This is a genomic window from Pseudoalteromonas sp. SR45-6, assembly GCF_014163545.1.
GTDB lineage: Bacteria > Pseudomonadota > Gammaproteobacteria > Enterobacterales > Alteromonadaceae > Pseudoalteromonas > Pseudoalteromonas rhizosphaerae.
In genome coordinates this window covers 52,943-77,151 of sequence record NZ_JACJDM010000012.1, presented here as the reverse complement: position 1 = coordinate 77,151, position 24,209 = coordinate 52,943, and the positions used below count along the sequence as shown (strand labels likewise).

The following is a 24,209-nucleotide window of genomic DNA, read 5'->3' as shown; positions in this document are numbered from 1 at the left end:
TAACTCAGCACTCGTAACGTAGATATTAAATGGGACGAATAGATGCTCATTAAAAAATAATTAACCCCACTTTTTAAAGTCATCCGTTAATAGCCTTAGTGAACCTCATTTGATAGACAACAAGGTGATTTTATGAATAACAAAATTAGTAACACCCAATCAATTAATTTGCGTTTAACTGTGCTGAGCCTTGCGGTTATAGTTGGTTTAACTGGCTGTGATCACACATCACGTAGCTCTGTTAAAGAGCAAGAGCAACAAACAGATGCGATCGAAGTAACGCAAACTGAAGTAGATAGTCAACAGGGGCTTGAGCAGCAAGTTCAGCTGCAAAAACGACAACGATTACACCCGGTAAGCTACGCAGCAAGCCCTCAAGGTTTAACGCATGCAAGTGTTATGTTAATGCCGCAAATGCCACAACCAATGCCTATTGATGATGTGGTATTTGCTACTGAACAAGAACGTGAAAACTATTTGAAATCCCAGCAAAACCCAGTAAAACAAGTTGGTACTGAACCGGTTTCAACCTTTTCAATTGATGTTGATACGGGCAGTTACAGCAATACTCGGCGTATGCTCAATATGGGGAAATTACCACCTAATGACGCAGTACGTGAAGAAGCTTTTATTAATTATTTTGACTACGGTTACAGTGCACCCAATAGCATAGCTACACCTTTTAATGTTCATACCGAGATGGCAACAGCTCCTTGGAATGAGCATCGGCAACTATTAAAAATTGGCATTAAAGGTTTTGAGATTGAAAAAGCCGATTTAAAAGCGGCGAATTTAGTGTTTTTACTGGATGTATCTGGCTCTATGAATACACCAAATAAGTTACCCTTATTAAAAACCAGTTTAACCATGTTAACTAAACAGTTAGATGAAAATGATTCAGTTGCAATTGTCGTGTATGCCGGTGCCGCAGGCATGGTTTTGCCAGCAACGAAAGGCAATGAGCAACAAACTATCAGCGCCGCGTTAGATAAACTGGCAGCAGGCGGCTCAACTAATGGCGAGCAAGGTATTGAACTGGCTTATCAAATTGCGGCCGAAAATTTTAAAAAAGGAGGTATTAATCGGGTGATTTTAGCCACTGATGGCGACTTTAATGTGGGCACCCAATCAATCGATAAACTCAAAGAGCTGGTGGCATCTAAGCGCAAAACGGGGATTGCCTTAACTACTTTGGGGTTTGGCCAAGGTAATTATAATGATGGCCTAATGGAGCAACTGGCAAATATAGGTAACGGCCAGCATGCTTACATAGATAACATAAACGAAGCACGCAAAGTACTGGTCGATGAACTCAGTAGTACCATGCAAATTATTGCCAAAGACGTAAAAATTCAAGTGGAATTCAATCCACAGCAGGTGGCTGAATATCGTTTAATTGGTTATCAAAATCGCGTACTCGCTAATGAAGATTTTAATAACGATAAGGTCGATGCCGCAGAGTTAGGGGCTGGGCATAGCGTGACTGCGCTGTATGAAATAACCTTAGCCAACTCTGATCATAAACAAATTGATGAGCTGCGTTACCAATCTAAAGAAGACAAAAAACTGGCTACCAGCAATGAACTCGCCTTTGTAAAAGTGCGTTATAAACAGCCTGACGCTGAGCAAAGTAAGTTGATTACTCAAGCTGTTGCAACACCTAAAGGTGAGCTGCCTTTATCGCAAGCCAGCCAAGACTTTAAATTTGCCGCCGCAGTGGCTGGTTTTGCGCAGTTATTAAAAGGTGCAAAATATACCGGAGACTGGCAGTATGAAGATTGCGCTAAATTAGCAACCGCTAACAAAGGCATAGACACATTTGGCTATCGTAGTGAGTTTGTGCAACTCGTTAATAATGCTGCGGCACTGTGATACCAATCAACTTAAATATTTAGCCATTCTAGCGTGCTAAATAAAGCGCTAACTGTGTTATAAATTTCTCAAATAGAACAACTATATGTCAAAGTTTATGCCTTGTTATCACTCTATTTATATGTCGCTATAAATGACTAATAACTTAACACGATTGGTATGATTTAAGTAAAGGACGTTATGACAGAACTAGCTGATGAGCAATTAATGTTGAGTTATGGACAAGGTGATGTACAGGCTTTTACCCAGCTGTACCTGCGCCATAAAAATAGCTTATATCGTTATTTTTTACGCCAGTGCGCAAGCCCGCAAGTAGCTGAAGAGCTCTATCAAGAAGTCTGGAATAAGCTGATAAAAGCGCGCTCACAGTATCAAGTGAGCGCTAAATTTACCACTTGGTTGTATCGTATTGCGCACAATGAATTGATTGATCATTACCGCCGTACTGGTACGCAAAACAAATGGTTAGACGGTGATAATCAAGACATTGAAATTGCCGAATTTGCTGATCATAACAGTCGACCAGATACTGAAAAGCTCGAGCAGGCTCAGCAAGCAGCGCAGTTAAAAGTGTGCCTAGCGCAATTACCACGTGAGCAAAAAGAGGCGTTTTTACTTAAACACGAAGCTGATTTTACCCTCAAAGAAATTGCCGAACTAGTTGTAGAAACAACTGAAAATATCAAAAGCCGCATCCGTTACGCGCTAGCCAAGCTAAAGCAATGTATCAAGTATAAAATGGAGACTAACAATGAGCGATAAGTTAACCGATCATGATATTGCTTCACTTTATAAACGTGGTGCAACGGAGCAACCAAGCTTACAACTTGATGAGCAAATATTAAAACGCGCAGCTGATGAGGTTGCAGATAATAACGTAACCAATATTAATAAGCGCAAACGCTTTTACCAAACGTGGTATGGGCAATTATCTACTGCGGCATCACTGGTGTTAGTCGCGGTTTTATATATGCAAAATACTACTCAGTATCTTAAGCCGTCAGAGGCAATGAATGATCTACAAATTTTAGCCGATGAACAGACTGCTTTAGCACCTGCAGCCTCGCCTGAAATGATGCAAAGCGAAGTGCTAGAACAAAAGCAGCTAGAGCAATTAAAGCAAACTCAAAGGCTTCAACGCAGTACACAGTCTTACATGGCAGGACGGCAATTTGAGCCGCAAAGCATGACCGCTAAAAGTGAAGTATTATTAGAGCTTGAAGTGATCACCGAAGACGTTGCGAATAAATTTAAGCGTATAGATAAACTTATTGCTGATGGTGAAACAACCGCCGCTAAAGCTCAGCTTGCTGAGTTATTAGTAGCGCACCCAGAACTCAAGGTGCACTTAACTGAGCAGTATAAACAGCTATTACAGTAAAAGGTAATCTAGTTATGTTCGCTATATAGCTATATTTTTTGTTTTATACTACCATGTTCGCTATATGGCGAGTTTCTGGTGGCTGCGATGAATAGAATAGAAATAGGAAAAGCGCTTGCTCAGGCGCGAAAAGAAAAACAACTAACACAACGAGAAGTGCAAAAATTGACGAACATTAATAAAAGCACACTATCTGAAATTGAAAACGGTAAATTTACAGGATCATTGGATATCCTTGAGCGTTATACTCATTATTTAGATTATGAGCTAGCTGTAGTACCAAGAACTTTGTCTAAATCACGGTTACCTCGTTGGGATGAATTAAACGATCTTTTTAGTGAGGATAGCTAGTGATGGCTTTTAACCTACCTGAAAAAGTACAAAAGTTGACAGTGTGTATAGATGACAAAGAGCTGGGTGTGCTAACTCATGATGCAATACACGATTATAAGCAAACGCAAAATGAGTTTAATCTATCATTAACTATGACTGAAAAAGGCATGGATGATAGTTATCGATCTGGTGCATTGCATCCTATTTTTGCGCAAAATTTGCCTGAAGGGCATAACCGTAGATACATTGCACAAAGGCTTGCTCGTTACGCCAAAGTTAACGACATGTACTTATTAGCTTTGCAAGGAAGTGATGGTATTGGCATGTTATCTTACCAAGGTGACTTTAAATTACCGCAAGTTGATAGCGTGTCACTTAACGATATTCTTACGTATTCGCATGCACAGCCTTTATTTCCGCAGTTATTAGAAAAATACTATCTCAGGAATACCTTGTCAGGAATGCAACCCAAAGTAAGTATTCCAAGTGTTGAGCGAACAGTTCATCAAAAAGATCTGATCGTAAAATCATTTGATGAAGAGTTTGAGCTGCTTACTGTTAATGAATATGTGTGCATGCAAGCAGCTAAATATTGCGGTCTAGCACCGCCAAATACGTATTTATCTGATAACCTTGAAACATTTGTGATTGAACGCTTTGATCGTGGTGAAAGTGGCACTCAGTTGCTAGGTTATGAAGACTTTACAACTTTGATGAAGCGCTCTTCAGATCCCGATGAAAAATATCGGGGAAGTTACGAAACCCTACTGAAAGCAACCTATTTGTACACGAATAATATGCTCGAAGTTGAAAAAATGTATAAGTACATCGTTTTCAGTTGTTTAATTGGTAACGGTGACGCCCATCTTAAAAATTTTGCGCTGCAGTACACGCCAGATATGAGCAATATTTTTGTTTCTCCACCTTTTGATATTACTCATACATTAATTTATCCAACCATCAATAATAAAATGGCACTTAATATTTGTAAGAGCAAAGAGTTTCCAGACTGTGATCACTTAATTAAGCTGGCTAATCAAGGTCATATCGTAATTAGGAATGCGCAAGAGATTGTTGAATCGTTAGCTCAAGGGGTTATAGAGTATGTTTCAAGGTCACAAGAAGTCTTGCTCTTAAGTGGTTTAAAAGAGTCGATTTTAGCTGGAGTTGATAAAGTGATGACTGCAACTTACAATTCAAAATCATATCGACATGATAAAAAGAAAAAGTTTGAGTAATAGCAGAAATCACTTAATTCAATATTTACCAAGCGTAACTTGCTGAGAACATTATATTACGTGGTCGCCCAGGAAAATAACGGTCGCCAGTAAAGCTGGTGTAATCGGCACGCTCTGCATAGGCGGTATCAAATAGATTGTTAATGCGCGCGGTTAGTTTCAATTGTTCAGTCAGTTGCCATGCTGCGCGTAAATTTAGTAAGTCATGGCCTGCGTAACTGTGTTGGTTTTCAGGATCGGTGAAATAGTCACTGACATGATGCCACTCAATAGCAATTAAGGTGTTATTGGTGACTTGCCAGTTAGCTTGTAGGTTGGCGATATTACGCGGTGCTGTGTCTATGTCGTTACCGTTAATGTTTACTTCAGATAAAACTTGGTCATAGTCGTATGTGTGTATTGCATGGCTTGCTGCTAGGGCAAGTTGAATCGACTGAGTAAGTTGATAATCCAGCTCCAGTTCAATACCACGGTGCTGAGTTTGCCCATCATTAATGGTAAAAAAGTCGCTGTCGCGAAAAATCACGTTTTGTTTATTCATCGCATACGCTGAGAATACATAATGCAGTTGTTGATATTGCCCTTTGAGGCCCACTTCTAGATTGTCTGCTGTTTCAGATTCGAGATCAGCCACTTGTTGTTCGCGCTGTAGCTGATAAAGTTCAGCCGCTTGCGGCGCACGGTAACCGCGAGATAGGTTTGCATATAAATAATTATCAGCACTTAATTGATAACTCAAGCCAAGTTTAGGCGATGTATTTGTAAAGGTATTCTTACTACTTGGCGGGCGCGAGTAACGACAACCGCCAAATCCACATTCGCTGCCATTCTCGTCAGTGCGACCAGCCAGCATATTATTGGTGTAGTCGTAATCAAGCTGCTCAAAGCGTGCGCCTAAACTGATAGCGAGTTGTTGCCATTGCCAATCAAGGCTAATAAAAGGGGCGAGTAGGGTGCTGGTTACATCGTAATCGTAATGCTTACCTTGTGGCACAGTTGCTACTAAAAATGCTGAACCTTGAGTTGGCTCGTCTTGATATTGCAAAAAATCTGCACGGGTGTATTCGCTGTCTAGCCCTAAATTAACAGTTAATTCGTTTGAATACGCATGCTGCCAAAGTGATTGCACGCCAACGCCATTTTGGCTGTTTTCTTCAAGCGGTGTGCCCGGTAAAAAATGCTTAAAGAAGGTCATACTTTGATTGCGCACATACGGGGTAATGGTTAGCGTATCTTTTGCTGTTTGCCATTGTGTTTTTGACCAAAGCCGAAATGAGCGGGCTTTTCTAAATGCATCAGGATCAAAGTTTTGCTGGGCTATTTCATCGTTTTTATAGCTTTCAAAGCCTTCAATAAATCCGGCAGTTTTTTGATCTAAGTGGGTATAGCTCAATCCTGTAGTGACGGATAGATCATCACTTGTATAGCGATGGCGCAGATTGAGCTTTTCTTGGTCTACGCTTTCGTCATCACGGTATCCGGTATCGCGAGTGATACTGGCATTAATACCAAATCCTTGATTGCCTAAATCTTTTCCGCTGCGCAGTTTGAACCGGTTGTAACCGTAAGAGCCTAAATCAACGCCGAGCAAATGTTCATCATAAGTGGTATCAGGGGTGATCACATTAATTACGCCATGCACAGCATTTGAGCCGTAAAGGGCAGAGCCTGGGCCTTTTAAAACTTCAATACGTTGCGCCATTTCGGTGTGCGCTTCAAACAATTCGTTAATATTGCAAAAGCCTGCCGCACGCAGGGGGATGCCATCTTCGGCTGTTAAAATACCGCCACAGGCGCCAGCGCCAGAAAGCACCGGAGAGCGCAGTGCGGGCAAATATTCTTGACCGTTACCATGTTGTACATTGGCACCTGCAACTTGCTTTAATACTTGCTCGATATGGGTCGGTGCGATTAAATCTAACTGCGCTTTAGTGATACTGCTTATTACTAAAGGTAGAGGATCGGCGCGTACCTCAGCACGAGATGCTGTAGTGGTAATGCGTTCAATGTCGTTTTGCGCGGCGAAAGAATTAAAGGCTGTAGGTGTGATCAGCGCCAGAGGTAATAATCGAGAAAGCATGAAAGCCCTTTATCTAAGATATTTCAAAAGGGCAGGATATAACCTTTTTTAGGAATTCTAAAGCTTTAGCGATAAACGCTTGTTAGTTTAATGTAGAGCTGTTTAGTTATTTGCTCGTGTTGTTTTAAAATTAACATAGCAGTTAGTAACATTAATAAGAAATATAAACTGCCACCACTGCTGCCGTCTTTATGATTAACATTGGCTATTTTGTCTTCTTTGACACGGGTTTTAAATGACCCAAGTTCAGCATCTAAGTTTGTGATCATGTCATCAACAGCTAAGCTAAAGCTGCCTTGCGACTGCTCGTTTAAGGTTTCATCAATACCGACGGCTGTACTGCGTTGCTCTACTTTGTTAATTCCCGGAGCTCGAAACAGCATTTTTCTACTTTTCACATCGAAAACAGCTGTATCAACAAAAGTTTGTACGGTGTTTTCGTTGCCAGGAATAACGTATAACCCCACAATTGTTAAATATAAGAATGCAGCATTATTTTCGAGAGTTTGTGATACTTGGTCATATGATACCAGCGCAATAATATCAACGTCATATAATCTAGATACTTGCTCAAGAGTGGTAAATCCTTGACCTCCTTTTAAATAACTACTAGGAATAACTTCAATACGGTCAATGTAGTCATATTGCATAAACTGTTTTTTTACTTTCTCAAGCAAGGCAATTTCGTCGTTACTGCGAATGCCAGAGTCATATTGGTTAGGAATAAATGCGATACCTACAGTTGCGGGTAAGTTAAGCGTTGGTATGCTTGGTTGATGAGCCTGACGGCTTTGTTCATCAGGGTATAGAAAATCCACGAGACTACTTGAGCGAGTTTTTTGATTCGTATTTTGGCTGAGCATACTACTGCAGCCAGCTAACGAAGTAATTACAATCACCAAAACCAATTGTAGAGTTTTCATATTATTCCTTTTTATAATTAAGTGATCCGATGAGTTTGAACCTGAAACGATGAAAAAGTTCTCGCTGTGCTATTTTAAGATAATGTTAGTTAGTACATTAGATTGCTTAATAAACTCCTCATCGTGGCTCACCAATATAAAGCTGCCAGTAAAATCAGCCAGATTTTGCGCAAGATGTTGCTTGTTAGCCAAGTCCAAGTGGTTATCGGGTTCATCGAGTAACAATAAAGAGTGCTGCGCATTTTGCGCCGCTATAAGCATGGCTAATTGCATTTTCTCGCCGCCGCTTAATTGGCTAATTGGCCGATAAATATTCTCTCCCTTAAAGCCAATATTCGCAAGCAAATGGCGTACTGTTTGTTGTTTTAGCTGACAGTGTTTTTCTAATGCATTGCATAAAGTGTCTGTTGCTCCTAAAAAAGAGCTGTGTTGATCTATATAAAGCACTTTACTATTTAATTGAAGCGCTGTTGATACTGGTGAATTTGCCGAGTCATTAATCATCCGGAGTAATGTTGACTTACCGCTGCCATTGGATCCTTTTAGGTGTAACTTATCACCACTAAAAATTTGCAGGGTGATTGCTTTATTAGCGCTTGAAAATGGCAAAGTAAGTTTTTCAATAAATAGTAGGCGTTTATTGCTAGTCGGTTGCGTAAACTTTACTGTTTTAGCTTTACTATTTGGTAACTGCTGTTGAAGTGTTTGGCGTTTTTCGGTTAGGGCTTTGCGTTTGGCTGAGGCTAGCCGCTCAGAAGCGCCTTTACTTGCTTGGGCACTGTTTTTCTTAAAGTCTAACATCACTTTTGGTTGGCTGGTGGTGTTACGTTTTTTATTACCTTGTGCTGCTCTTTGTTGGGCTTTTTCACGATTAAGCTGGGTTTGCTGAAGGTGTTTTTGTCGCTCCTTGTCAAGATTATTAATTTGCTTTGTAAGCGCAGTTTGTTGCAGCGATTTCTGTTGGCTAAAATGCCGATAGTTACCCGTTTCATAATGAACACCTTGGCTGCTGAGCTCAATAATAGCATCGCATTGATTAAGTAATTGGCGGTCATGACTTACTACAATTACTTGCCCTTTAAACGCATGTAATTGGTCAATTAGCCATTGCTTTGCTGATTGGTCTAAATGGTTACTTGGCTCATCTAAAATCAGTAAATCAGGCTTTGTTTGCAACGCGCAAAATAGCATCAAACGCCGCTGTTGACCGCCGCTTAAATGCTTAATTGGCTGGTTTAATGAGGTATCAATAGCAAGGGCTAAAAGTTGTTGTTTGTAATATTGCTCGCATAACCAATCATCATCGATTAGGTTAAAGTCAGCCTCATGGCAGCTTCCTTGTTCAATACGATTAAGGGCGGCTAACTTTTTATCAACTCCTAATAGTTGTGCAATCGTGGATGACGATGTTTGAAGGTGCTGCTCACTTAATTGTTGCTGTGAAATAAGCACGCGAGTACCACTAAATTCAACATGTCCCGAACTAGGTTGTTGTTGGTTTGCCAATATACTCAACAATATTGATTTACCGCTGCCATTAGCACCAATGATCGCGGTGAGCTTTTCATTTATTGAAAAACTAAGTTGTTTAAATTGAGTTTGGCCATCTGGGTGTTGATAGCTTAAATTGTGGATGTGTAATGTATGCATAATGCCTCTGGAGTGTTCAGGGCATGGCGCGCAAAGCAATTAAAATTAACTAGGTATCGTTAAGTCGATAGCAAGATATATGACGAATTTTGCGCCCACTAACCCTGTAAATTCAAAAAATAAAACGAATTTCAACAGGTGTTAGTTATTCATTAATGCGCAAACTCCAGTAAGGTCAGTGAGTTAATAATATACGAATATGTTGTGAGCTGTCAGCCAGTTTTTATTATTTATTGTTTTACAGCATTTTATTTTCTTTAATATAGCTAACTAATTGTTTGTTAAAACACAAAACTGTAAGCACTCACTATCTTTACAAAGTTTACAATTCATTTCATCTTTCATTCAGGCTGACTTGTTAGGCTTTAGTTATTCACACAGATTATGCTAGGAAGTAGCTATGAATAAATTAATCCCCCTGTCTTTGGCTGTACTTGGTTTGAGCCTATTACCGTTTGCAGCAAATGCTAAGCACGAGCGCGAACATGATCGTTATGAACATCGCCATGAGCATCATCATGAGCATAAAAAGCACAGTAAAAAGTACCATAAAAAATATTATAAAAAACACCATAAGTCAGCAGATTATAAAAAGTTGCCGCCGGGTTTATACAAGAAAGTAGGCTACGGGCATGGCTTACCGCCGGGTTGGTATAAAAAATATCATCGTGGCGATCGCCTTGATAGAGATATTTACCGCCGTGGTCGAGTTGTTGAGCGTCATGACCGAAAGGGGATAATTTTACTGGAAGTTGATGATCAGCTAATTCATTTAGTGCATGACACTCGAGAGATTCTCTCTATTGTTACTCGTCACTAAATTTTTACCAAGTCACAACTTGATGTCGGTTATTTAATTTACTTCATAACGAGTTCATGAATTATTGCTATTCTTTAAATGAACTAAATAGGGAGTAAAATATGAAAGCACTTCTATCTACTGCTTTGCTTGGCTTAGTGCTTTGCAGCGGCGCAGCTTTTGCAAAAAATGATAACCATGACAAAGACAAAAATAAAGGTAAAGGGAGTTTACCGCCAGGATTACAAAAAAAAGTTGATAATGGTGGTCAATTGCCTCCTGGTTGGCAAAAAAAGTACCACAAAGGTGACAGATTAGATTACGATATCCATCGCCATGGTCGAGTAGTAAAACCGATAGACCGTGATGGTCGTATTACGATTGAAATAGACGATACCATCATTCATATGGTGCATGATACTCGCGAAATTTTGTCAATTTTAAGTCGTTATTAATAAAGGGTTATTGAATGCTAATTGTGCTGGTAAGTATATTAAGTGTGTTATTAGTTGTGACACTTTTACCTATGTCTTTCAGCCAGCATTATTTAATTCGTAGTTGCGACTTTGTTCGTTTACAGGTTTTTTATCTTGCATTGGCTGGGTTGCTTTTAGGTGTTTATTTTGCATTAAGTGGACTATCGCCTTTGGTTGTATCGTCGCTAATCATGGCAACTGTAATTTTGCTTATTCAAGGTAAATGGATATATCCTTATACTTGGCTTGCTAAAAAAGAAGTGGCGCAAAGTCCCGCAGGCAGTGGGCATAGTATTCGTATTATGTCGGCTAATGTGTTGATGTCGAACACTCGCTACCAAGACTTAATAGATTTAGTCCATGAACACCAGCCAGATTTACTTATTACGCTTGAGTCAGATACTAAATGGCAACAGCAACTTGCAGCCATTGAAGAAGATTATCCATACAAAATATTTTGCCCGAAAGATAATCGCTACGGCATGCATTTATACAGTAAATATAAGATAAAAAAACAACAAGTATGTGAGCTTGTAGAAAACGATATTCCCTCAATTCACGTTCTATTTGAGACTGCAGAAGGTCTTGAAGTACAAGGTCATTTTATTCATCCTGCTCCTCCAAGTCCTACTGAAGAAGATACCTCTAGGCCACGAGATACCGAACTTATTTTGCTTGCTAAGGCTTTAAAGAACAACAAACGTCCAACAATTGTTGCCGGCGATTTAAATGACGTTGCTTGGTCAAGAAGTACCCGTTTATTTATGGAAATCAGTGACTTTTTAGATCCACGCAAAGGCCGAGGTTTTTTTAATACCTTTCATGCTGGGTATTTCTTTATGCGCTGGCCGCTTGACCACTTATTCCATAGCCATGGCTTTACTGTTAAACGTATAAAACGGCTAGAAAAATATGGCTCGGACCATTTTGCTCTTTTAACTGAGTTAGTGCACAAACCTGGTAATAGTAACCAGCAACTAGATGACGACATGGACATTCAAAAGGCGGTTAATGAATTGCAAATGGAGAATACTTCTAGCCGAGAAGTGCCTACCTTTAATGATGAAGTAAGTAAAATATAGCGAATAACAGTTATTGTACACTTAACTTATTTAGTCATAAAAAAAAGGGCCAATTAAGGCCCTTTAGAGTATTTTTTATTAGGAGTAGTTAGCTATTAATCATAATCGCTTTAATATTAACAAACTCTCTCATACCAAAACCGCCGTGCTCACGACCATAACCACTGTCTTTAACACCACCAAATGGTAAGTTTGGCTGGGCCAGCCCATAACCATTTATGTTAACCATACCGGTATCAAAATGCTTTTTAGCAAGCTCAATGGCTTTCTTTTCATCTTTACAAAGTATGCCGCCACCTAGACCATAGCGAGAGTCGTTGGCAATGCGCATCGCATCTTCGTTATCTTTGGCTTTGATGAGTGAAGCGACCGGGCCAAATAATTCATCGTCATAGGCCGGCATGCCGGGAGAGAGATTCTCAAGTAATGTGGCTGGATAGAAATAACCCGTTTGCTTAGGTATTTCGCCACCAGTCACAATAGACGCACCAGCCTCAACTGATTGCATTACTTGTTTATGAATTTTGTCTCTTAAATCCTCGCGTGCCATTGGGCCAAGATCGGTGTTTTCATCCATAGGATCGCCAACTATTAAGGCGTTAAATTGCTCTGTTATGCCTTTTTTAAACTCATCGTATAAGGCTTCAACAACCACAAAACGTTTTGCAGATACACAAGTCTGACCATTATTGATCATCCGTCCTTGCAGGCAGGTTTTAATTGCCAGCTCTAAATCTGCATCATCAAGTACTAAGTAAGCGTCGTTACTACCAAGCTCTAGGACAGTCTTCTTCACGTGTTTACCTGCTTGCTCAGCCACTTTTTTACCAGTGCCATCACTGCCAGTAAAGGTAACACCACGGATTGCTTTATGGCTAATAAGCTCGCTGGCTGTTTTACCGTCAATCAGTAAATTTTTAAATACATGACTAGGGAAACCTGCATCGGAGAACATTTCTTCAATTTTTTCAGCCATACCAAACACGTTACTAGCATGTTTAAGTACTGCCGTATTACCAGCCATAATGTTAGTCACGGCATAACGAATTACTTGGTAGAGAGGAAAGTTCCAAGGTTGTATGCCTAGTAACACACCTGTCGGTTGATATGTAATTATAGCGCGACCGTTTTCCATAGGGCGTTCTTCATCCGCTAATATCGTTTGGCCATGTTCGGCGCTGTAACGACATATAGCTGCACAAAGCTCTACTTCTTGTAGACCTTGATTGTATAATTTGCCCATTTCTTGAGTCATCAATGTTGCTAGTGACTCTTTTTGTTGCTCGAATACATGTGCAAGTTTGTTTAAATACTTAGCACGATCGGTCAATGAAATATGGCGCCACTCTAAGAAAGCCTCATGACTTTTATCTATCTCATTTTTTGCTTGCTCTAGGTTAAGCAATGTATAGTCTGCAATAGTTTGTTCAGTGGCAGGATTAATTGTCGTTACTGTGTTAGTCATTTTCATCTCCTTACAAATAATATTGAGTAAAGGAGTGCAAAGCTAACGCCAACTCTGCGCTAAACTATTTAATTATTTTAAGTTGTTGCTATAAAACAGCTTTTAATTTTTTCATTATTATTTTTACTCAGCTATTATTTTTGTATCGGTAAAAAGTTCTGGTGGCTGAAAAAGTTACAAGGAGAAAGTGATGGCGTTATCTTTATTTAATACTCAACGACCCCTCATTCAGGCGCCAATGGCGGGTGTGCAAGATTTTCGTTTAGCTGCTGCGGTGAGTAACGCAGGTGGTTTAGGATCATTACCCTGTGCAATGCTCTCAAAACAACAGTTAGTGAGCGAGCTTGATAAACTGACTCAAGCGACCAGTAATCCCTATAACCTTAACTTTTTTTGTCATACGGTCGGTGATTACACCAGCCAACAAAAGCAGCAATGGCATAATTTGCTAGCGCCTTATTTTGATGAGTATGGTATTGATGCTGAAAGCTTAACTGCAGGGGCTTCTCGTCAACCTATTAGTCAACCGGTTGTTGATATTATTGCCCCTTATAAACCCGCAGTGGTGAGTTTTCATTTTGGTTTACCTGAGCAAACGATTATGGCGCAAATCAAAAGCTGGGGCACTAAAGTGATTTCAACTGCTACCACTTTAGATGAAGCTATTTGGCTGAGTGAAAATGGCGCTGATGCTATTATTGCGCAGGGTTTAGAAGCAGGTGGCCATCGAGGACATTTTTTATCAATGGATTTGGCTTTGCAGAAATCTACCGCAGTATTAGTCGAGCAATGCGTGGCTGAACTAAATGTACCCATCATTGCGGCAGGTGGTATTGCAACCACTGAAGATGTACAGCAGATGTATGCGCTAGGCGCCGAGTTGGTGCAAGTAGGAAGTGCCTACTTATTGGCTCAAGAGGCAACTACTTCAGCGCTGCACCGCGACGCTATTTTACAGCAGTCAGCGAATAGCACGGCGCTGACAACGGTGTTTTCTGGGCGCGCTGCCCGAGGGATTGAAAACCGCATTATGCGTGAACTTGGCGCCATGCCGCAGCAAGCTCCTGCATTCCCATTTGCCAGTATTGCGCTAAGTGCATTGCGATCTAAATCAGAAGCACAAGGCAAAAGTGATTTTTCGCCGTTATGGTGCGGGCAAAAATACATTGCAAGAGAGGGGATTAGTGCTGCTGAAATCACTGAACTGTTAGCACCAGCCAATGCATAATTTAGCGATGTTGCCGTTAGGAGATAGTTATCATGCATTGGCTAATGATTTGCTTGTTAAATGTGAGCAGCAATTTGCAGTGAAAACATTTTCTCGCGGTGAGGTGATCTTACAACAAGGCGATAAGCAGCAGTATGGTTACTTAATTTTAGAAGGCGTACTCGCTGCATTGCACACTACTGAAAGTGGCGGGCAAAAATGCAAAGAATATTATTTTAAGGACGAGTTTGCTCTTTTATTTGCTAACTGGCTTACCAATACTCCTGGGCTTTATCAGTTGCAAGTGGTTAAATCAGCGCGATTAATTGCCATTCCGTTAGCTGTATTTGAGCAGCCCGATTGGCAACAACTAAAACAACATTTATTGACCCAACAATTAGTGTTTAAAGAAGCTAAAGAGGCTTTTTTATTATTAAATACACCAGAGCAGCGCTATCGCTATTTATTAGCGCAAAAACCACACTGGATTGCGCAATTGACGCTAACCGAAGTGGCGATGTATATCGGCATTTCTGCTATTTCTTTATCACGAATTCGTCAGCGCCTTAACTTAAGTTAAGGCGCTGCAAGGCTAGGTTAAATTAGACTGCTGTTTTTTTCAGGAGTCACTATGTTTTTAGTTTCACAATGCTTAGTCGCTATCGCTACTTTATTAGATTTAGCGTCATTTCAATTTAAATCTCGAAAATTAATATTGCTGTGCTTATTCAGCTCTGTGCTTTTAACCGCTACACACTTTTTTTTGCTGGATAAAATAAGTGCTAGTTTATTAATGTTGATAGCGGCAGTTCGTTATTTTTATTGTATTTTTAATCGTAGTCAGTGGGCAATGTTGGGTTTTATGTTGTTAAGCACTGTGGCTGTTATATTAACTTGGCAGGGTTGGTTAAGTGGTTTAGCATTGCTAGCAACATTAATACAGACGTTTGCTTCTTTCCAACCGCGAGATATGTTGTTGCGACTATTTATGGTGTTCGGCACTGCATTGTGGATAAGCCATAATCTACTGGTGGGTTCACCGATGGCAGTATTGATGGAGTGCTTGTTTTTGCTCAGTAATTTAGTCGGGTTATGGCGTTTTTACTTCTGGTCGAAAGAAGCTAACAGAGCAGATTAACTTCTTTACAGGGCTGTGATCCTAAAGTTGCTTAGCTATCTGTTTTAATAAGTAGGTTTCGCGAATGATTGATAGCCCTTGCTTATAGCTGTTTGCTAGCGTTCGCTCATTATGAGCAATGGCATCATAAATATTAACCCATTTAGCAACCATGCCATTTTGTTGCTCATAATGTTCTAGTTGCGCTTGCCCTAATTGCGTATCAAGACTACAAAAATAGCAGTAAGACTTTATATGGATCACTGCATAATCATCTTTATACCAAGGGCGGTATTCTTCATAAAGGCCAAACTCACCGAGTACTTTGATGTTTTGTGCGCCAGTTTCTTCTTGTAGCTCGCGGATTAATCCTTGCTCTATGCTTTCACCTTCATCAATGCCGCCGCCAGGCAAGCTGAAATCTTCATAGCGGGCAGTGTACATTAATAAAATATCAGTGCCTTTTAAGGCAATAGCACGGCTCGTTAGGCGAGTAAATTGACGTGGCTCGCTGGCACTCACACTGGGATGAACGGTGCTTTTAAGTAAGCGCATCAGAATGTTCCTTAAAATTTAATTTAAAAATTATATCTCAAAAAAGATCTAAATCTATTTAGATAGCGTAAATTTCCAGTTAAGCATCGATTTTGTAGAATAAGGCAGTTAAGATGTGGGGCTGGGCAATGATAATAAGCATAGGGATTTATCATGTTAAACATACTGTTAGTTGATGATGATAGCGAGTTTAGTGATGTCGTTTGTCATATCGTAGAGTTTTTAGGACATAACATTAATACTGCTGCTAATTTAGCAGAGGCTGAGCAGTGGTTTGTAAATAATACCTTTGACCATGTATTGTTAGACTTTATGCTGCCTGATGGAAGTGGTTTACACTTGGTTGAGCACCTTAAAAGTATTGGTCAAAAACCAAAAATAACCCTTATTTCAGGTCATCCTTCAGTCAAAGGTAAGTTGGCTGAAATGTGTGAGCCTAACGTTGGTCATCTAGTTAAGCCCTTGCAGCGCGAAGATATTGAGCGCCTTCTCAACCCTAAAAAAACCACGGCTAAGAAAAAAGCCGAGCCAAGTATTAAAAAGCATTTTGGCACCTTAATAGGTGAATCGCCGCAAATGCAGCATTTGTATACCATGATTGAGCGCGTTGCTAACACCAACGCCAACGTAATGTTAATGGGTGAAAGTGGTGCTGGTAAAGAAGTTGTCGCACAAGCGATTCACAATGCTAGCGCATGTACAGGACCTTTGGTGGCTACTAACTGCGGTGCGTTATCGAAAGAACTTATTGGTAGCGAATTATTTGGCCATGAGAAAGGGGCTTTTACTGGTGCTATTGCCCGTAAAGACGGTGTATTTGAGCAAGCAACCGGCGGAACATTATTTCTAGACGAAGTGACTGAAATGCCAATAGATATGCAGCCTAATCTATTGCGCGTGTTAGAAACTAAAAAAGTAACCCGAGTAGGTGGCAGTAAAGAAAGTGCGGTAGATTGCCGAGTGATTTCTGCGACTAACCGTTCATTAGAAGATTTAGCGCAAAATAATGTTATTCGTGAAGATATCTACTTTCGGTTAGCGGTATTTCCTATTGATATTCCACCACTGCGTGAAAGAAAAGAAGATATTGCCTTATTAGCCAATGCTTTTTTAAATCAATTAAATGAAGAAAACAATACCGACTTTCAATGGCAAACTGCACAATTAAAGTTACTTGAAAGCTATGATTGGCCAGGCAATGTTCGAGAACTGCGCCACGGCATTCATCGTGCTTTTATTATGAGTGATCCAAAAGGTAAAGCGATTACTTTGCCAGATAACTTAGAGTCACCATTTTCACGAGTGAATAAGCAAACTCAAGCAAATCAAGTGACTGCAGGGCAAACTATTGAAGAAGTTGAAAAAGAGCTGATCCACGCTACGTTGGATAAAGTACAAGGTAATAAAACGCTTGCAGCGCAAATGCTAGGTATAAGTACTAAAACTTTATACAACCGTCTAAATGCCTATGGTGGTATTGGCGAATATAGCTAAATTAAACTCAAGTAATCAATAAAGGGGTAGCATGGCTAATAACGATAAAATCAATAAGTTGATTCATGATGCACGCGGACCACTGAATCGTATATCGATGAATGCAGAATTGATTAAATTAGTGCTAGAAAATGATATGCCAAAAGAAAAAGCATTGGCAGCACTTGATAAAATAATAAGTAATTGCCAGCAATGCAGTGACAGCTTAGAACAAATATCGAATCTCGGCGTCGTTGAATAAGATAATATAAAAGGATTATAAATGAAGCTGCAAAAGCAACAAGGTAAGGTCAAGGTAACCTGGGCCAGTTTTATCGCGGTGCTGCTGTGTATTGTGGTGGGGAATGCGATTTTGGCAATGAATACCATTCAAAGCCTGACTCAAACCCAACAGCGTTTAGATGATACTAATATGTTAAACACCGCAATTGAGAAGCTTCATCTTTCAATTGTGCAGGCAGAATCAGGACAACGTGGTTACTTATTAACGGGCGATAAAGATTATTTAGCACCCTACAACGACGCTATTATGCAGCTCAACTCACAAGCTACACTGGTTAAAAATTTACGTACTGAAATTGCAGGCCAAGCAGATAAAGTAGCGCGATTACTATTTTTGGTTGATGATAAAGTTGCGGTATTAACCAGAACCGTTGATTTAGCATTAGCAGATAAAGAACGCCGTGCTCATTATTTACTAGAGACGCATCAAGGCCGTAAGCTTTACGAGCAAATTAGAGAGCTCGCTGATGAAATTCAAGATGCGGAGTCTGCTTTTAAAGCTGTGCAGTTTCGAAAGTTAGGGCAAATTAAAAAAGAAGCCAAACTCACTTTTGCAATTACTGCCGTAACCAGTGCTTTATTGATCCTTGGTATGTTTATGCTCACGCGTATTAACTTACATACAGCGGCAAAATATCAGCAGGAACTTGAATATCAAAACGAAACACTGGCTAGTAAAGTGACCGAGCGTACACAAGAGCTGACCTTGTACTCTGATGAACTAAGTCGCAGTAACCGTGAGCTTGAAGAGTTTGCCTTTGTAGCGAGTCATGATTTGCAAGAGCCACTGCGCAAAATTCAAGCATTTAGTGATCGCTTAGAAACCATGTTTAAAGACGAATTGGGTGAAAAAGGCATTGATTATATCGCGCGTATGAAAAATGCAGCGCAAAGAATGTCTAATTTAATTAATGACTTGTTAGAGTTTTCGCGAGTGACAACACGTGGTAAAGACTTTGCCGATACGGATTTAAAGCAAGTACTTGATGATGTGCTAAGCGATTTAGAAATTGCGATTAAAGAGTCAAATGCGCAGGTCAACGTGGGCGAAATGCCAGTAATACAAGCAGATCTGAGCCAAATGCAGCAGCTATTTTTGAATTTGATTTCAAATGCGGTGAAATTTAGACGTCCAGATGTGGCACCAATTATCACTATTGAGTATCAGCATCAGACTGAATTTAATGATGATTATAATACAGAGCTGGAATGGCAAATCATTACAGTTAAAGATAACGGTATTGGTTTTGCGCCAGAATATACCGACAAAATTTTTGTTCCGTTTCAACGTCTGCATGGGCGTTCGCAATATAAAGGCACTGGGATTGGTTTATCCGTGTGCCGACGTATTGTAGAGCGTCACGGCGGTACGATAGCGGCACAAAGTGAAACCGGTGAGGGAGCAACCTTCATCATAAAACTACCTGTGGAAAGCGAGCTTTTCACATTGCAAGGAGAGGCTTAAATGCCATTTTCTAAAGTAAAGCCAATCACCATTTTAATGGCTGATGATGATGAAGATGATCGTTTATTAACGCAAGACGCACTCGCTGAAAGCCGTGTATTAAACGAGTTATACTTTGTTGAAGATGGTGTGGAGCTTTTGGAGTACCTAGAGCGTAAAGGTAAGTTTGAAGACAAAAACTCATCGCCACGACCTGGGTTGATTTTATTGGATTTGAATATGCCACGCATGGATGGACGCGAAGCGTTGCAAGCGATTAAAGGCAATTCAAACTTAAAAGGTATTCCTGTAGTTATTTTAACCACGTCTAAGCAAGAGGAAGATATGGTTAAGGGTTACGATTTAGGCGCGGCTTCATACATTACTAAACCAGTTACGTTTGATGGCTTAGTTGAACTAATGAAAACGTTAGGTAAGTACTGGGTGGAGTTTGTAGAGTTACCTAGTACGTTTAATGACTAAATAAAAAACTGGAGACGCTATGTTAGATAAGGCAACCAGACTGTTACTTGTTGAAGACGATGAAGATGATTATATTTTAACCTGTGATTATCTAGAGCAGCTGAGTTCGCATACATTTGATATAGAGTGGATCAGTGATCCCAAGCAGGCAGTTAAGGTGCTGAGTAAAAATCATCATGATATTTGCCTGCTTGATTACCGCTTAGGGGCTTCAGACGGCTTAGCAGTATTAAAACAAGCTGTAGAAAATGGTTTTAATGGCCCTATCATTATGCTCACCGGGCAATCAAACGACGCCCTTGATTTAGCCGCTTTGGATGCAGGAGCTGTTGATTACCTCGTAAAAAGTGAAATGAGCTCAAGTCGCTTTGCCCGCTCTATTCGCTACGCATTAGCCCGACGCGATGTTGAAGATGAACGCCTTGAACGACTTAAAGCAGAGGCTGAGAATCGTTCTAAAGACCGCTTTTTAGCACATTTAAGCCATGAGCTACGCACCCCGTTATCGTCAATCTTGGGCTATACCGAGTTGCTTATGCAAAGTGAATTTAACAATCATGCCAATAATGAGTTAGGGGTTATTTATCGTAATGGTAAGCATCTACTTAGCTTGTTAAATGATGTTCTCGATTTATCAAAAATAGCTGCCGATAAACTGGAGCTCAGCTGCAGTGATGTCAACCTTGATAGTTTAATGGCTGATGTGTTTACCTTAATGCGAGTATCTGCGCTGGATAAAGGGCTGTCGCTGCGTTTTGAGTCATTACAACCTTTGCCTCTTGTAATTAGTATTGATGCGACACGGTTTCGGCAAATTTTAATTAATATCATCAATAATGCGATTAAGTTCACCGAGCAAGGCGATATCATTGTTCACGCATGGACAAAAGTTATTGATGGCCGTGAAATGCTGTTTTTTAGTATTAAAGATTCTGGAATGGGTATTGCCCCTGAGAAACAAGCACTTATATTCAAACCATTTGAACAAATAGCCGATGTAGAATCGCGCTCAGTTGGCGGCGCGGGGTTAGGTTTAGCTATTTGCTCTGAATTGTTGAGTCGTATGCAGGGCGGGATCACATTAGAGTCTGCTATTGGTCATGGATCTGAATTTACTATTTCAGTGTATCCGGGCAATATTCAATATGTAGAGCGCAGTGTATTGAAGCTCGATTTGACACCTAATATGCAGCAAAAAATGGCCCCTTGTAAAGTCAGTGGCCGAGTATTGGTGGTTGATGATTTACGAGATTTACGGGTGTTAGTTGGGCATATGATCTCTTCTGCTGGTGCAAAGGTTGATTATGCTGAACACGGTAAGCAAGCACTTGATAAAGTAACTAAAGCACAACAGCAAGGTGATCCGTACGACATTATATTTTTAGATATTCATATGCCGGTGATGGGGGGCAAAGAAACTACGATTGAACTTAGAAAAATGGGTTTTAAGGGTGCGGTAATCGCGCTTACTGCTGCCACGATGAAAGGTATACATAGCGAGTTATTGGCGCTGGGCTTTAACGATGTGATAGGCAAACCTGTTGATTCAAGCTTACTTTATCAGTGCTTAACTAATTACTCTATGGCGGCTAATAAGCCCGTTGATAAATTAGCGCAACCAGCGCGAGTAAAAAGTTGTGCGCGTTTTTTATTGGTTGAAGATGATGCAGATGCGGCGCAAATCACCCAGTTATTACTGGAAAGTTTAGGGGTTGAAACCGTTGTTGCAACTAGTTATGAGCATACTTTAGCAATTCTAAAAAATGACTCTCAATTTGATAAAGTGTTATTAGATATGCATTTGCCTGATGGCAGTGGCTTGGATTTAGCTCGTTATACAAAGCAGTATTATCCAGATTTAAAGCGAGTAATCGTCAGTGGTATACAGCCAGAACCGAAGCAAATTGAACTCCTTGAGATAGAGCAAGTATTACTTAAACCGATTAATTTAGCATTACTAACCCAACTTATTGAGGGTTAGTAATAATTGATTGACGGACGATCAGTTCTGGCTCAAATAATGTTTGTAACGGTAATTCACCCTTACCGTAAACTTTGCTTAAAATCCACTTTGCTGCCATTTTTCCTATATCATTAATTGGGTAGTTAATAGTCGTTAGTGGCGGGTAAATATGACGGGTAAAAAATACGTTGTCATAACCCATGATCGACAATTGTTCGGGAAGCTTAATGCTATATTCTCGGGCTGTGGCCATTGCACCAATGGCCATTTCATCATTAGCACAAATTAAAGCTGTAAAAGCGTGGTTACTTTCATGGAATAACTTAAAACCTGCCGAGCCGCTGGTTTCCATAAAATCGCCTTGATAAAGCAATTGTTCATTAAATTCTAAGTCAAATTCAGCGAGAGCCTGTTTATGGCCGGTTAAGCGATCCTGAGCATCTTTTTTCCAAAGTGGCCCGCTAATGTAAGCTATGTCACGATGGCCTTGCTCAAGGACATACTTGGTTGCTAAATATCCACCTTTGATATTATTTAAAACGATACACCGATCGGCAAGCTCTGGGATCAAACGGTTGATCAGTACAAAGGGGGTGCTGCCTTTACTCAGTTCTATCAAGTAGTCGTCGCTGATGGCTTCAACATGTAAAATCAAGCCATCACAATTGCGACTAATTAAAAACTCAATCCCTTGCTGTTCACGATCGGCATCACTGTGGCCTGCGGTAATAATGACGTGTTTACCTTGATTACGAAACGCATTTTCAATGTCGCTCATCATCGGTCCATAAAATGGCCCGTGTAGCTCAGAAACGAGCAAGCCTACGCTATTCGAGCAATTAGATGCGAGAGATTGTGCAATGGAATTAGGCCGGTAACCAAGCTGTGTCATCGCAACGGTTACCTTTTTTCGCGTTGCATCACTGACATTAGTATTATTATTCATTACCCTTGAAACGGTCGCTAATGAGACCCCAGCAAGTTTTGACACCTCATAAATGGTCGCCATGATATTCCTTGTTAAGTACTACTTCTTTGGGCTAAATCAGCGTTTATTTTCTCTAAGGTATTATTATCAAGAATATACCTTTTCATGATCAACGCGACAAGTACACTACCAATTGCAGGAAACAGTGTAAACGAGGTTAAAATACCGGCTTTAGTTGCTTCATTAAGCTCAGTGTTAGCCTGATAGCCATAGTAAGCCAGTAACCAACCAGCAATAGCTCCGCCCAGTGCAAGGCCTAGTTTAATAAAGAACACCACGCTTGCATAGACCAAGCCAGTTAGCCGATGGCCATTTTGCCATTGTCCGTAGTCAATTGCATCTGCCATTTTTGCCCATAACAATGGAGTTGCCATTTGGGTGAAAAAACACCATAAAAAATAGACTGCAAACGCGAGCACTAATTGGTCGTCAGATAAGAAAAATGCAAAACAGCTTATGGCCGCAGAGATGTATTGGAGATATATATATGCTGCTTTTTTATCAACCCGTTTACTCAGTGGTTGTGCGCAGGCGCAGCCAAGGATATTACCGATCATTCCCAAGGTAACAAATTGCGTAACTAAGTCGGCTTCACCAAGAACATATTTTACGTAATAAATTGCTAAAGTCGTACGCAGCACCATACTCGTGAGCAGCATAATGGCAGCACCACAGAGTATTTTAAAAGGACCGTTTTGCCACAACGTTGCCATTTGTGCTTTGAGGCTAAGGGTTTGTTGCTGTGGTGCAACCACGCGTTCTTTAGTAAAGCGAAAGCAGGTCAAAAATAATATCACACCGAAACAGCTCATCAGTAACATAGTAAGCTGATAGCCAAGAGCATTATCGCCTTTACCAAACCAGCTTACTAATGGCAATGTGCAAGCACTGACGAGTAAGCCACCGAGCATACCAAATACAAAACGATAAGATTGAATGGATACGCGTTCACTCGGATCGCGACTTAGTACTCCACCCAAAGCTGAATAAGGAATATTAATTGCGGTATAAACCAGCATTAATAGCGTATAGGTGACAAACGCGTAGATGACTTTTCCTGTCGCGTTTAAATCTGGTGTGGTAAAAGTAATTACACTAACCAGCCCAAACGGGATCGCGAGCCACAATAGGTAAGGCCGGTAGCTACCATATTTGGTTCGGGTTGCATCGGTGAGCGCCCCCATTAACGGATCGGTGATTGCATCAATAACTCGCACCACTAGGAACAGAGTACCAACGATGGCCGGAGAAATACCAAATATATCGGTATAGAAAAAAGTTAAAAATAGCATCACGGTTTGAAAAATGATGTTACTTGCAGTATCACCTAAGCCATAGGCTATTTTTTCTTTTCTAGTTAGCATAATTGGCACTCAT

23 protein-coding genes are annotated in these 24,209 nt (G+C 40.4%); 16 read left to right on the top strand and 7 right to left on the bottom strand.

The genetic code is table 11. The annotated features are described in order from the left end of the window. Positions 1-132 precede the first annotated feature (132 nt). From H5158_RS08010 to H5158_RS07990, 5 genes are all read left to right on the top strand, one after another. The gene (locus tag H5158_RS08010; RefSeq protein ID WP_182739798.1) at positions 133-1,872 is read left to right on the top strand and encodes a VWA domain-containing protein; all 1,740 of its coding nucleotides are present in this window, start codon (positions 133-135) and stop codon (positions 1,870-1,872) included. 180 nt (positions 1,873-2,052) lie between these two features. Continuing rightward, positions 2,053-2,634 (top strand): sigma-70 family RNA polymerase sigma factor, encoded by a 582-nt coding sequence (locus H5158_RS08005; RefSeq protein ID WP_182718286.1) that lies wholly within the window; start codon positions 2,053-2,055, stop codon positions 2,632-2,634. Continuing rightward, positions 2,624-3,253: a hypothetical protein gene (locus tag H5158_RS08000; protein ID WP_182739797.1), complete on the top strand. Its 630-nt coding sequence runs from the start codon at positions 2,624-2,626 to the stop codon at positions 3,251-3,253. The genes H5158_RS08005 and H5158_RS08000 overlap by 11 nt, the downstream gene beginning before the upstream one ends. 87 nt (positions 3,254-3,340) lie before the next feature. Continuing rightward, entirely contained in the window at positions 3,341-3,604 is a 264-nt protein-coding gene (locus tag H5158_RS07995; RefSeq protein WP_145241219.1) for a helix-turn-helix domain-containing protein, read from the top strand. Between the two features lie 2 nt (positions 3,605-3,606). Next, positions 3,607-4,824 carry a type II toxin-antitoxin system HipA family toxin gene (locus H5158_RS07990; RefSeq protein WP_182739796.1) on the top strand — a complete coding sequence of 406 codons (1,218 nt, stop codon included), beginning with the start codon at positions 3,607-3,609 and terminating at the stop codon, positions 4,822-4,824. A gap of 25 nt (positions 4,825-4,849) precedes the next feature. On the opposite strand, the gene H5158_RS07985 is transcribed toward H5158_RS07990, so the two are convergent. The 3 genes from H5158_RS07985 to H5158_RS07975 form a co-directional block, all read right to left on the bottom strand. After that, positions 4,850-6,904 carry a TonB-dependent receptor gene (locus H5158_RS07985; protein ID WP_182739795.1) on the bottom strand — a complete coding sequence of 685 codons (2,055 nt, stop codon included), beginning with the start codon at positions 6,902-6,904 and terminating at the stop codon, positions 4,850-4,852. Between the two features lie 65 nt (positions 6,905-6,969). After that, positions 6,970-7,827 carry a rhombotarget lipoprotein gene (gene rhlP, locus H5158_RS07980; RefSeq protein ID WP_182739794.1) on the bottom strand — a complete coding sequence of 286 codons (858 nt, stop codon included), beginning with the start codon at positions 7,825-7,827 and terminating at the stop codon, positions 6,970-6,972. A 69-nt stretch (positions 7,828-7,896) separates the two neighbouring features. Further along, positions 7,897-9,477 (bottom strand): ATP-binding cassette domain-containing protein, encoded by a 1,581-nt coding sequence (locus H5158_RS07975; RefSeq protein WP_182739793.1) that lies wholly within the window; start codon positions 9,475-9,477, stop codon positions 7,897-7,899. A 400-nt stretch (positions 9,478-9,877) separates the two neighbouring features. Between H5158_RS07975 and H5158_RS07970 the strand changes: the two genes are divergently transcribed. The 3 genes from H5158_RS07970 to H5158_RS07960 all read left to right on the top strand — a co-directional run bounded on the left by H5158_RS07970 (position 9,878) and on the right by H5158_RS07960 (position 11,834). Continuing rightward, the gene (locus H5158_RS07970) at positions 9,878-10,297 is read left to right on the top strand and encodes a hypothetical protein (RefSeq protein WP_145241209.1); all 420 of its coding nucleotides are present in this window, start codon (positions 9,878-9,880) and stop codon (positions 10,295-10,297) included. Between the two features lie 101 nt (positions 10,298-10,398). Continuing rightward, the gene (locus H5158_RS07965) at positions 10,399-10,731 is read left to right on the top strand and encodes a hypothetical protein (RefSeq protein WP_182739792.1); all 333 of its coding nucleotides are present in this window, start codon (positions 10,399-10,401) and stop codon (positions 10,729-10,731) included. Positions 10,732-10,745: 14 nt separating this feature from the next. Beyond that, a complete protein-coding gene (locus H5158_RS07960) occupies positions 10,746-11,834 on the top strand; it encodes an endonuclease/exonuclease/phosphatase family protein (RefSeq protein ID WP_182718292.1) in 1,089 nt (362 codons plus the stop codon). Positions 11,835-11,922: 88 nt separating this feature from the next. On the opposite strand, the gene H5158_RS07955 is transcribed toward H5158_RS07960, so the two are convergent. Next, positions 11,923-13,299: an NAD-dependent succinate-semialdehyde dehydrogenase gene (locus H5158_RS07955; protein ID WP_145241204.1), complete on the bottom strand. Its 1,377-nt coding sequence runs from the start codon at positions 13,297-13,299 to the stop codon at positions 11,923-11,925. A gap of 190 nt (positions 13,300-13,489) precedes the next feature. Between H5158_RS07955 and H5158_RS07950 the strand changes: the two genes are divergently transcribed. The 3 genes from H5158_RS07950 to H5158_RS07940 are packed head-to-tail and all read left to right on the top strand — an operon-like array spanning position 13,490 to position 15,644. Further along, complete coding sequence (locus H5158_RS07950; RefSeq protein WP_182718294.1) at positions 13,490-14,527, top strand: nitronate monooxygenase family protein; 1,038 nt, start codon at positions 13,490-13,492, stop codon at positions 14,525-14,527. After that, the gene (locus tag H5158_RS07945) at positions 14,520-15,086 is read left to right on the top strand and encodes a Crp/Fnr family transcriptional regulator (RefSeq protein ID WP_149981224.1); all 567 of its coding nucleotides are present in this window, start codon (positions 14,520-14,522) and stop codon (positions 15,084-15,086) included. The genes H5158_RS07950 and H5158_RS07945 overlap by 8 nt, the downstream gene beginning before the upstream one ends. Before the next feature lie 51 nt (positions 15,087-15,137). Continuing rightward, a complete protein-coding gene (locus H5158_RS07940; RefSeq protein ID WP_149981223.1) occupies positions 15,138-15,644 on the top strand; it encodes a YgjV family protein in 507 nt (168 codons plus the stop codon). Positions 15,645-15,665: 21 nt separating this feature from the next. On the opposite strand, the gene H5158_RS07935 is transcribed toward H5158_RS07940, so the two are convergent. Further along, the gene (locus tag H5158_RS07935; protein ID WP_182718295.1) at positions 15,666-16,178 is read right to left on the bottom strand and encodes an NUDIX hydrolase; all 513 of its coding nucleotides are present in this window, start codon (positions 16,176-16,178) and stop codon (positions 15,666-15,668) included. Between the two features lie 153 nt (positions 16,179-16,331). On the opposite strand from H5158_RS07935, the gene H5158_RS07930 reads away from it, so the two are divergent. Genes H5158_RS07930 through H5158_RS07910 form a run of 5 tightly spaced genes read left to right on the top strand, consistent with a single transcriptional unit; the run spans position 16,332 to position 21,862 of the window. Then, on the top strand, positions 16,332-17,672 hold the full coding sequence (locus H5158_RS07930) for a sigma-54 dependent transcriptional regulator (protein WP_145241198.1): 1,341 nt from the start codon (positions 16,332-16,334) through the stop codon (positions 17,670-17,672). Positions 17,673-17,703: 31 nt separating this feature from the next. Further along, positions 17,704-17,913 (top strand): histidine kinase, encoded by a 210-nt coding sequence (locus H5158_RS07925; RefSeq protein ID WP_145241196.1) that lies wholly within the window; start codon positions 17,704-17,706, stop codon positions 17,911-17,913. 21 nt (positions 17,914-17,934) lie between these two features. Beyond that, entirely contained in the window at positions 17,935-19,419 is a 1,485-nt protein-coding gene (locus H5158_RS07920; RefSeq protein WP_149981220.1) for an ATP-binding protein, read from the top strand. Continuing rightward, on the top strand, positions 19,420-19,881 hold the full coding sequence (locus tag H5158_RS07915; RefSeq protein WP_145241192.1) for a response regulator: 462 nt from the start codon (positions 19,420-19,422) through the stop codon (positions 19,879-19,881). Positions 19,882-19,900: 19 nt separating this feature from the next. Next, positions 19,901-21,862: a hybrid sensor histidine kinase/response regulator gene (locus tag H5158_RS07910; RefSeq protein WP_182718296.1), complete on the top strand. Its 1,962-nt coding sequence runs from the start codon at positions 19,901-19,903 to the stop codon at positions 21,860-21,862. Here H5158_RS07910 and H5158_RS07905 read toward each other — a convergent pair. Continuing rightward, on the bottom strand, positions 21,849-22,853 hold the full coding sequence (locus H5158_RS07905; protein WP_182718297.1) for a LacI family DNA-binding transcriptional regulator: 1,005 nt from the start codon (positions 22,851-22,853) through the stop codon (positions 21,849-21,851). The genes H5158_RS07910 and H5158_RS07905 overlap by 14 nt on opposite strands. An 11-nt stretch (positions 22,854-22,864) precedes the next feature. After that, positions 22,865-24,196, bottom strand: a complete 1,332-nt coding sequence (locus H5158_RS07900; protein ID WP_182739791.1) for a glycoside-pentoside-hexuronide (GPH):cation symporter — start codon at positions 24,194-24,196, stop codon at positions 22,865-22,867. Positions 24,197-24,209: the final 13 nt, after the last annotated feature.

Coding starts and splice junctions, on each gene's coding strand:
- H5158_RS08010 (WP_182739798.1), top strand. CDS start 133: ATGAATAACAAAATTAGTAACACCCAATCAATTAATTTGCGTTTAACT.
- H5158_RS08005 (WP_182718286.1), top strand. CDS start 2,053: ATGACAGAACTAGCTGATGAGCAATTAATGTTGAGTTATGGACAAGGT.
- H5158_RS08000 (WP_182739797.1), top strand. CDS start 2,624: ATGAGCGATAAGTTAACCGATCATGATATTGCTTCACTTTATAAACGT.
- H5158_RS07995 (WP_145241219.1), top strand. CDS start 3,341: ATGAATAGAATAGAAATAGGAAAAGCGCTTGCTCAGGCGCGAAAAGAA.
- H5158_RS07990 (WP_182739796.1), top strand. CDS start 3,607: ATGGCTTTTAACCTACCTGAAAAAGTACAAAAGTTGACAGTGTGTATA.
- H5158_RS07985 (WP_182739795.1), bottom strand. CDS start 6,904: ATGCTTTCTCGATTATTACCTCTGGCGCTGATCACACCTACAGCCTTT.
- rhlP (WP_182739794.1), bottom strand. CDS start 7,827: ATGAAAACTCTACAATTGGTTTTGGTGATTGTAATTACTTCGTTAGCT.
- H5158_RS07975 (WP_182739793.1), bottom strand. CDS start 9,477: ATGCATACATTACACATCCACAATTTAAGCTATCAACACCCAGATGGC.
- H5158_RS07970 (WP_145241209.1), top strand. CDS start 9,878: ATGAATAAATTAATCCCCCTGTCTTTGGCTGTACTTGGTTTGAGCCTA.
- H5158_RS07965 (WP_182739792.1), top strand. CDS start 10,399: ATGAAAGCACTTCTATCTACTGCTTTGCTTGGCTTAGTGCTTTGCAGC.
- H5158_RS07960 (WP_182718292.1), top strand. CDS start 10,746: ATGCTAATTGTGCTGGTAAGTATATTAAGTGTGTTATTAGTTGTGACA.
- H5158_RS07955 (WP_145241204.1), bottom strand. CDS start 13,299: ATGACTAACACAGTAACGACAATTAATCCTGCCACTGAACAAACTATT.
- H5158_RS07950 (WP_182718294.1), top strand. CDS start 13,490: ATGGCGTTATCTTTATTTAATACTCAACGACCCCTCATTCAGGCGCCA.
- H5158_RS07945 (WP_149981224.1), top strand. CDS start 14,520: ATGCATAATTTAGCGATGTTGCCGTTAGGAGATAGTTATCATGCATTG.
- H5158_RS07940 (WP_149981223.1), top strand. CDS start 15,138: ATGTTTTTAGTTTCACAATGCTTAGTCGCTATCGCTACTTTATTAGAT.
- H5158_RS07935 (WP_182718295.1), bottom strand. CDS start 16,178: ATGCGCTTACTTAAAAGCACCGTTCATCCCAGTGTGAGTGCCAGCGAG.
- H5158_RS07930 (WP_145241198.1), top strand. CDS start 16,332: ATGTTAAACATACTGTTAGTTGATGATGATAGCGAGTTTAGTGATGTC.
- H5158_RS07925 (WP_145241196.1), top strand. CDS start 17,704: ATGGCTAATAACGATAAAATCAATAAGTTGATTCATGATGCACGCGGA.
- H5158_RS07920 (WP_149981220.1), top strand. CDS start 17,935: ATGAAGCTGCAAAAGCAACAAGGTAAGGTCAAGGTAACCTGGGCCAGT.
- H5158_RS07915 (WP_145241192.1), top strand. CDS start 19,420: ATGCCATTTTCTAAAGTAAAGCCAATCACCATTTTAATGGCTGATGAT.
- H5158_RS07910 (WP_182718296.1), top strand. CDS start 19,901: ATGTTAGATAAGGCAACCAGACTGTTACTTGTTGAAGACGATGAAGAT.
- H5158_RS07905 (WP_182718297.1), bottom strand. CDS start 22,853: ATGGCGACCATTTATGAGGTGTCAAAACTTGCTGGGGTCTCATTAGCG.
- H5158_RS07900 (WP_182739791.1), bottom strand. CDS start 24,196: ATGCTAACTAGAAAAGAAAAAATAGCCTATGGCTTAGGTGATACTGCA.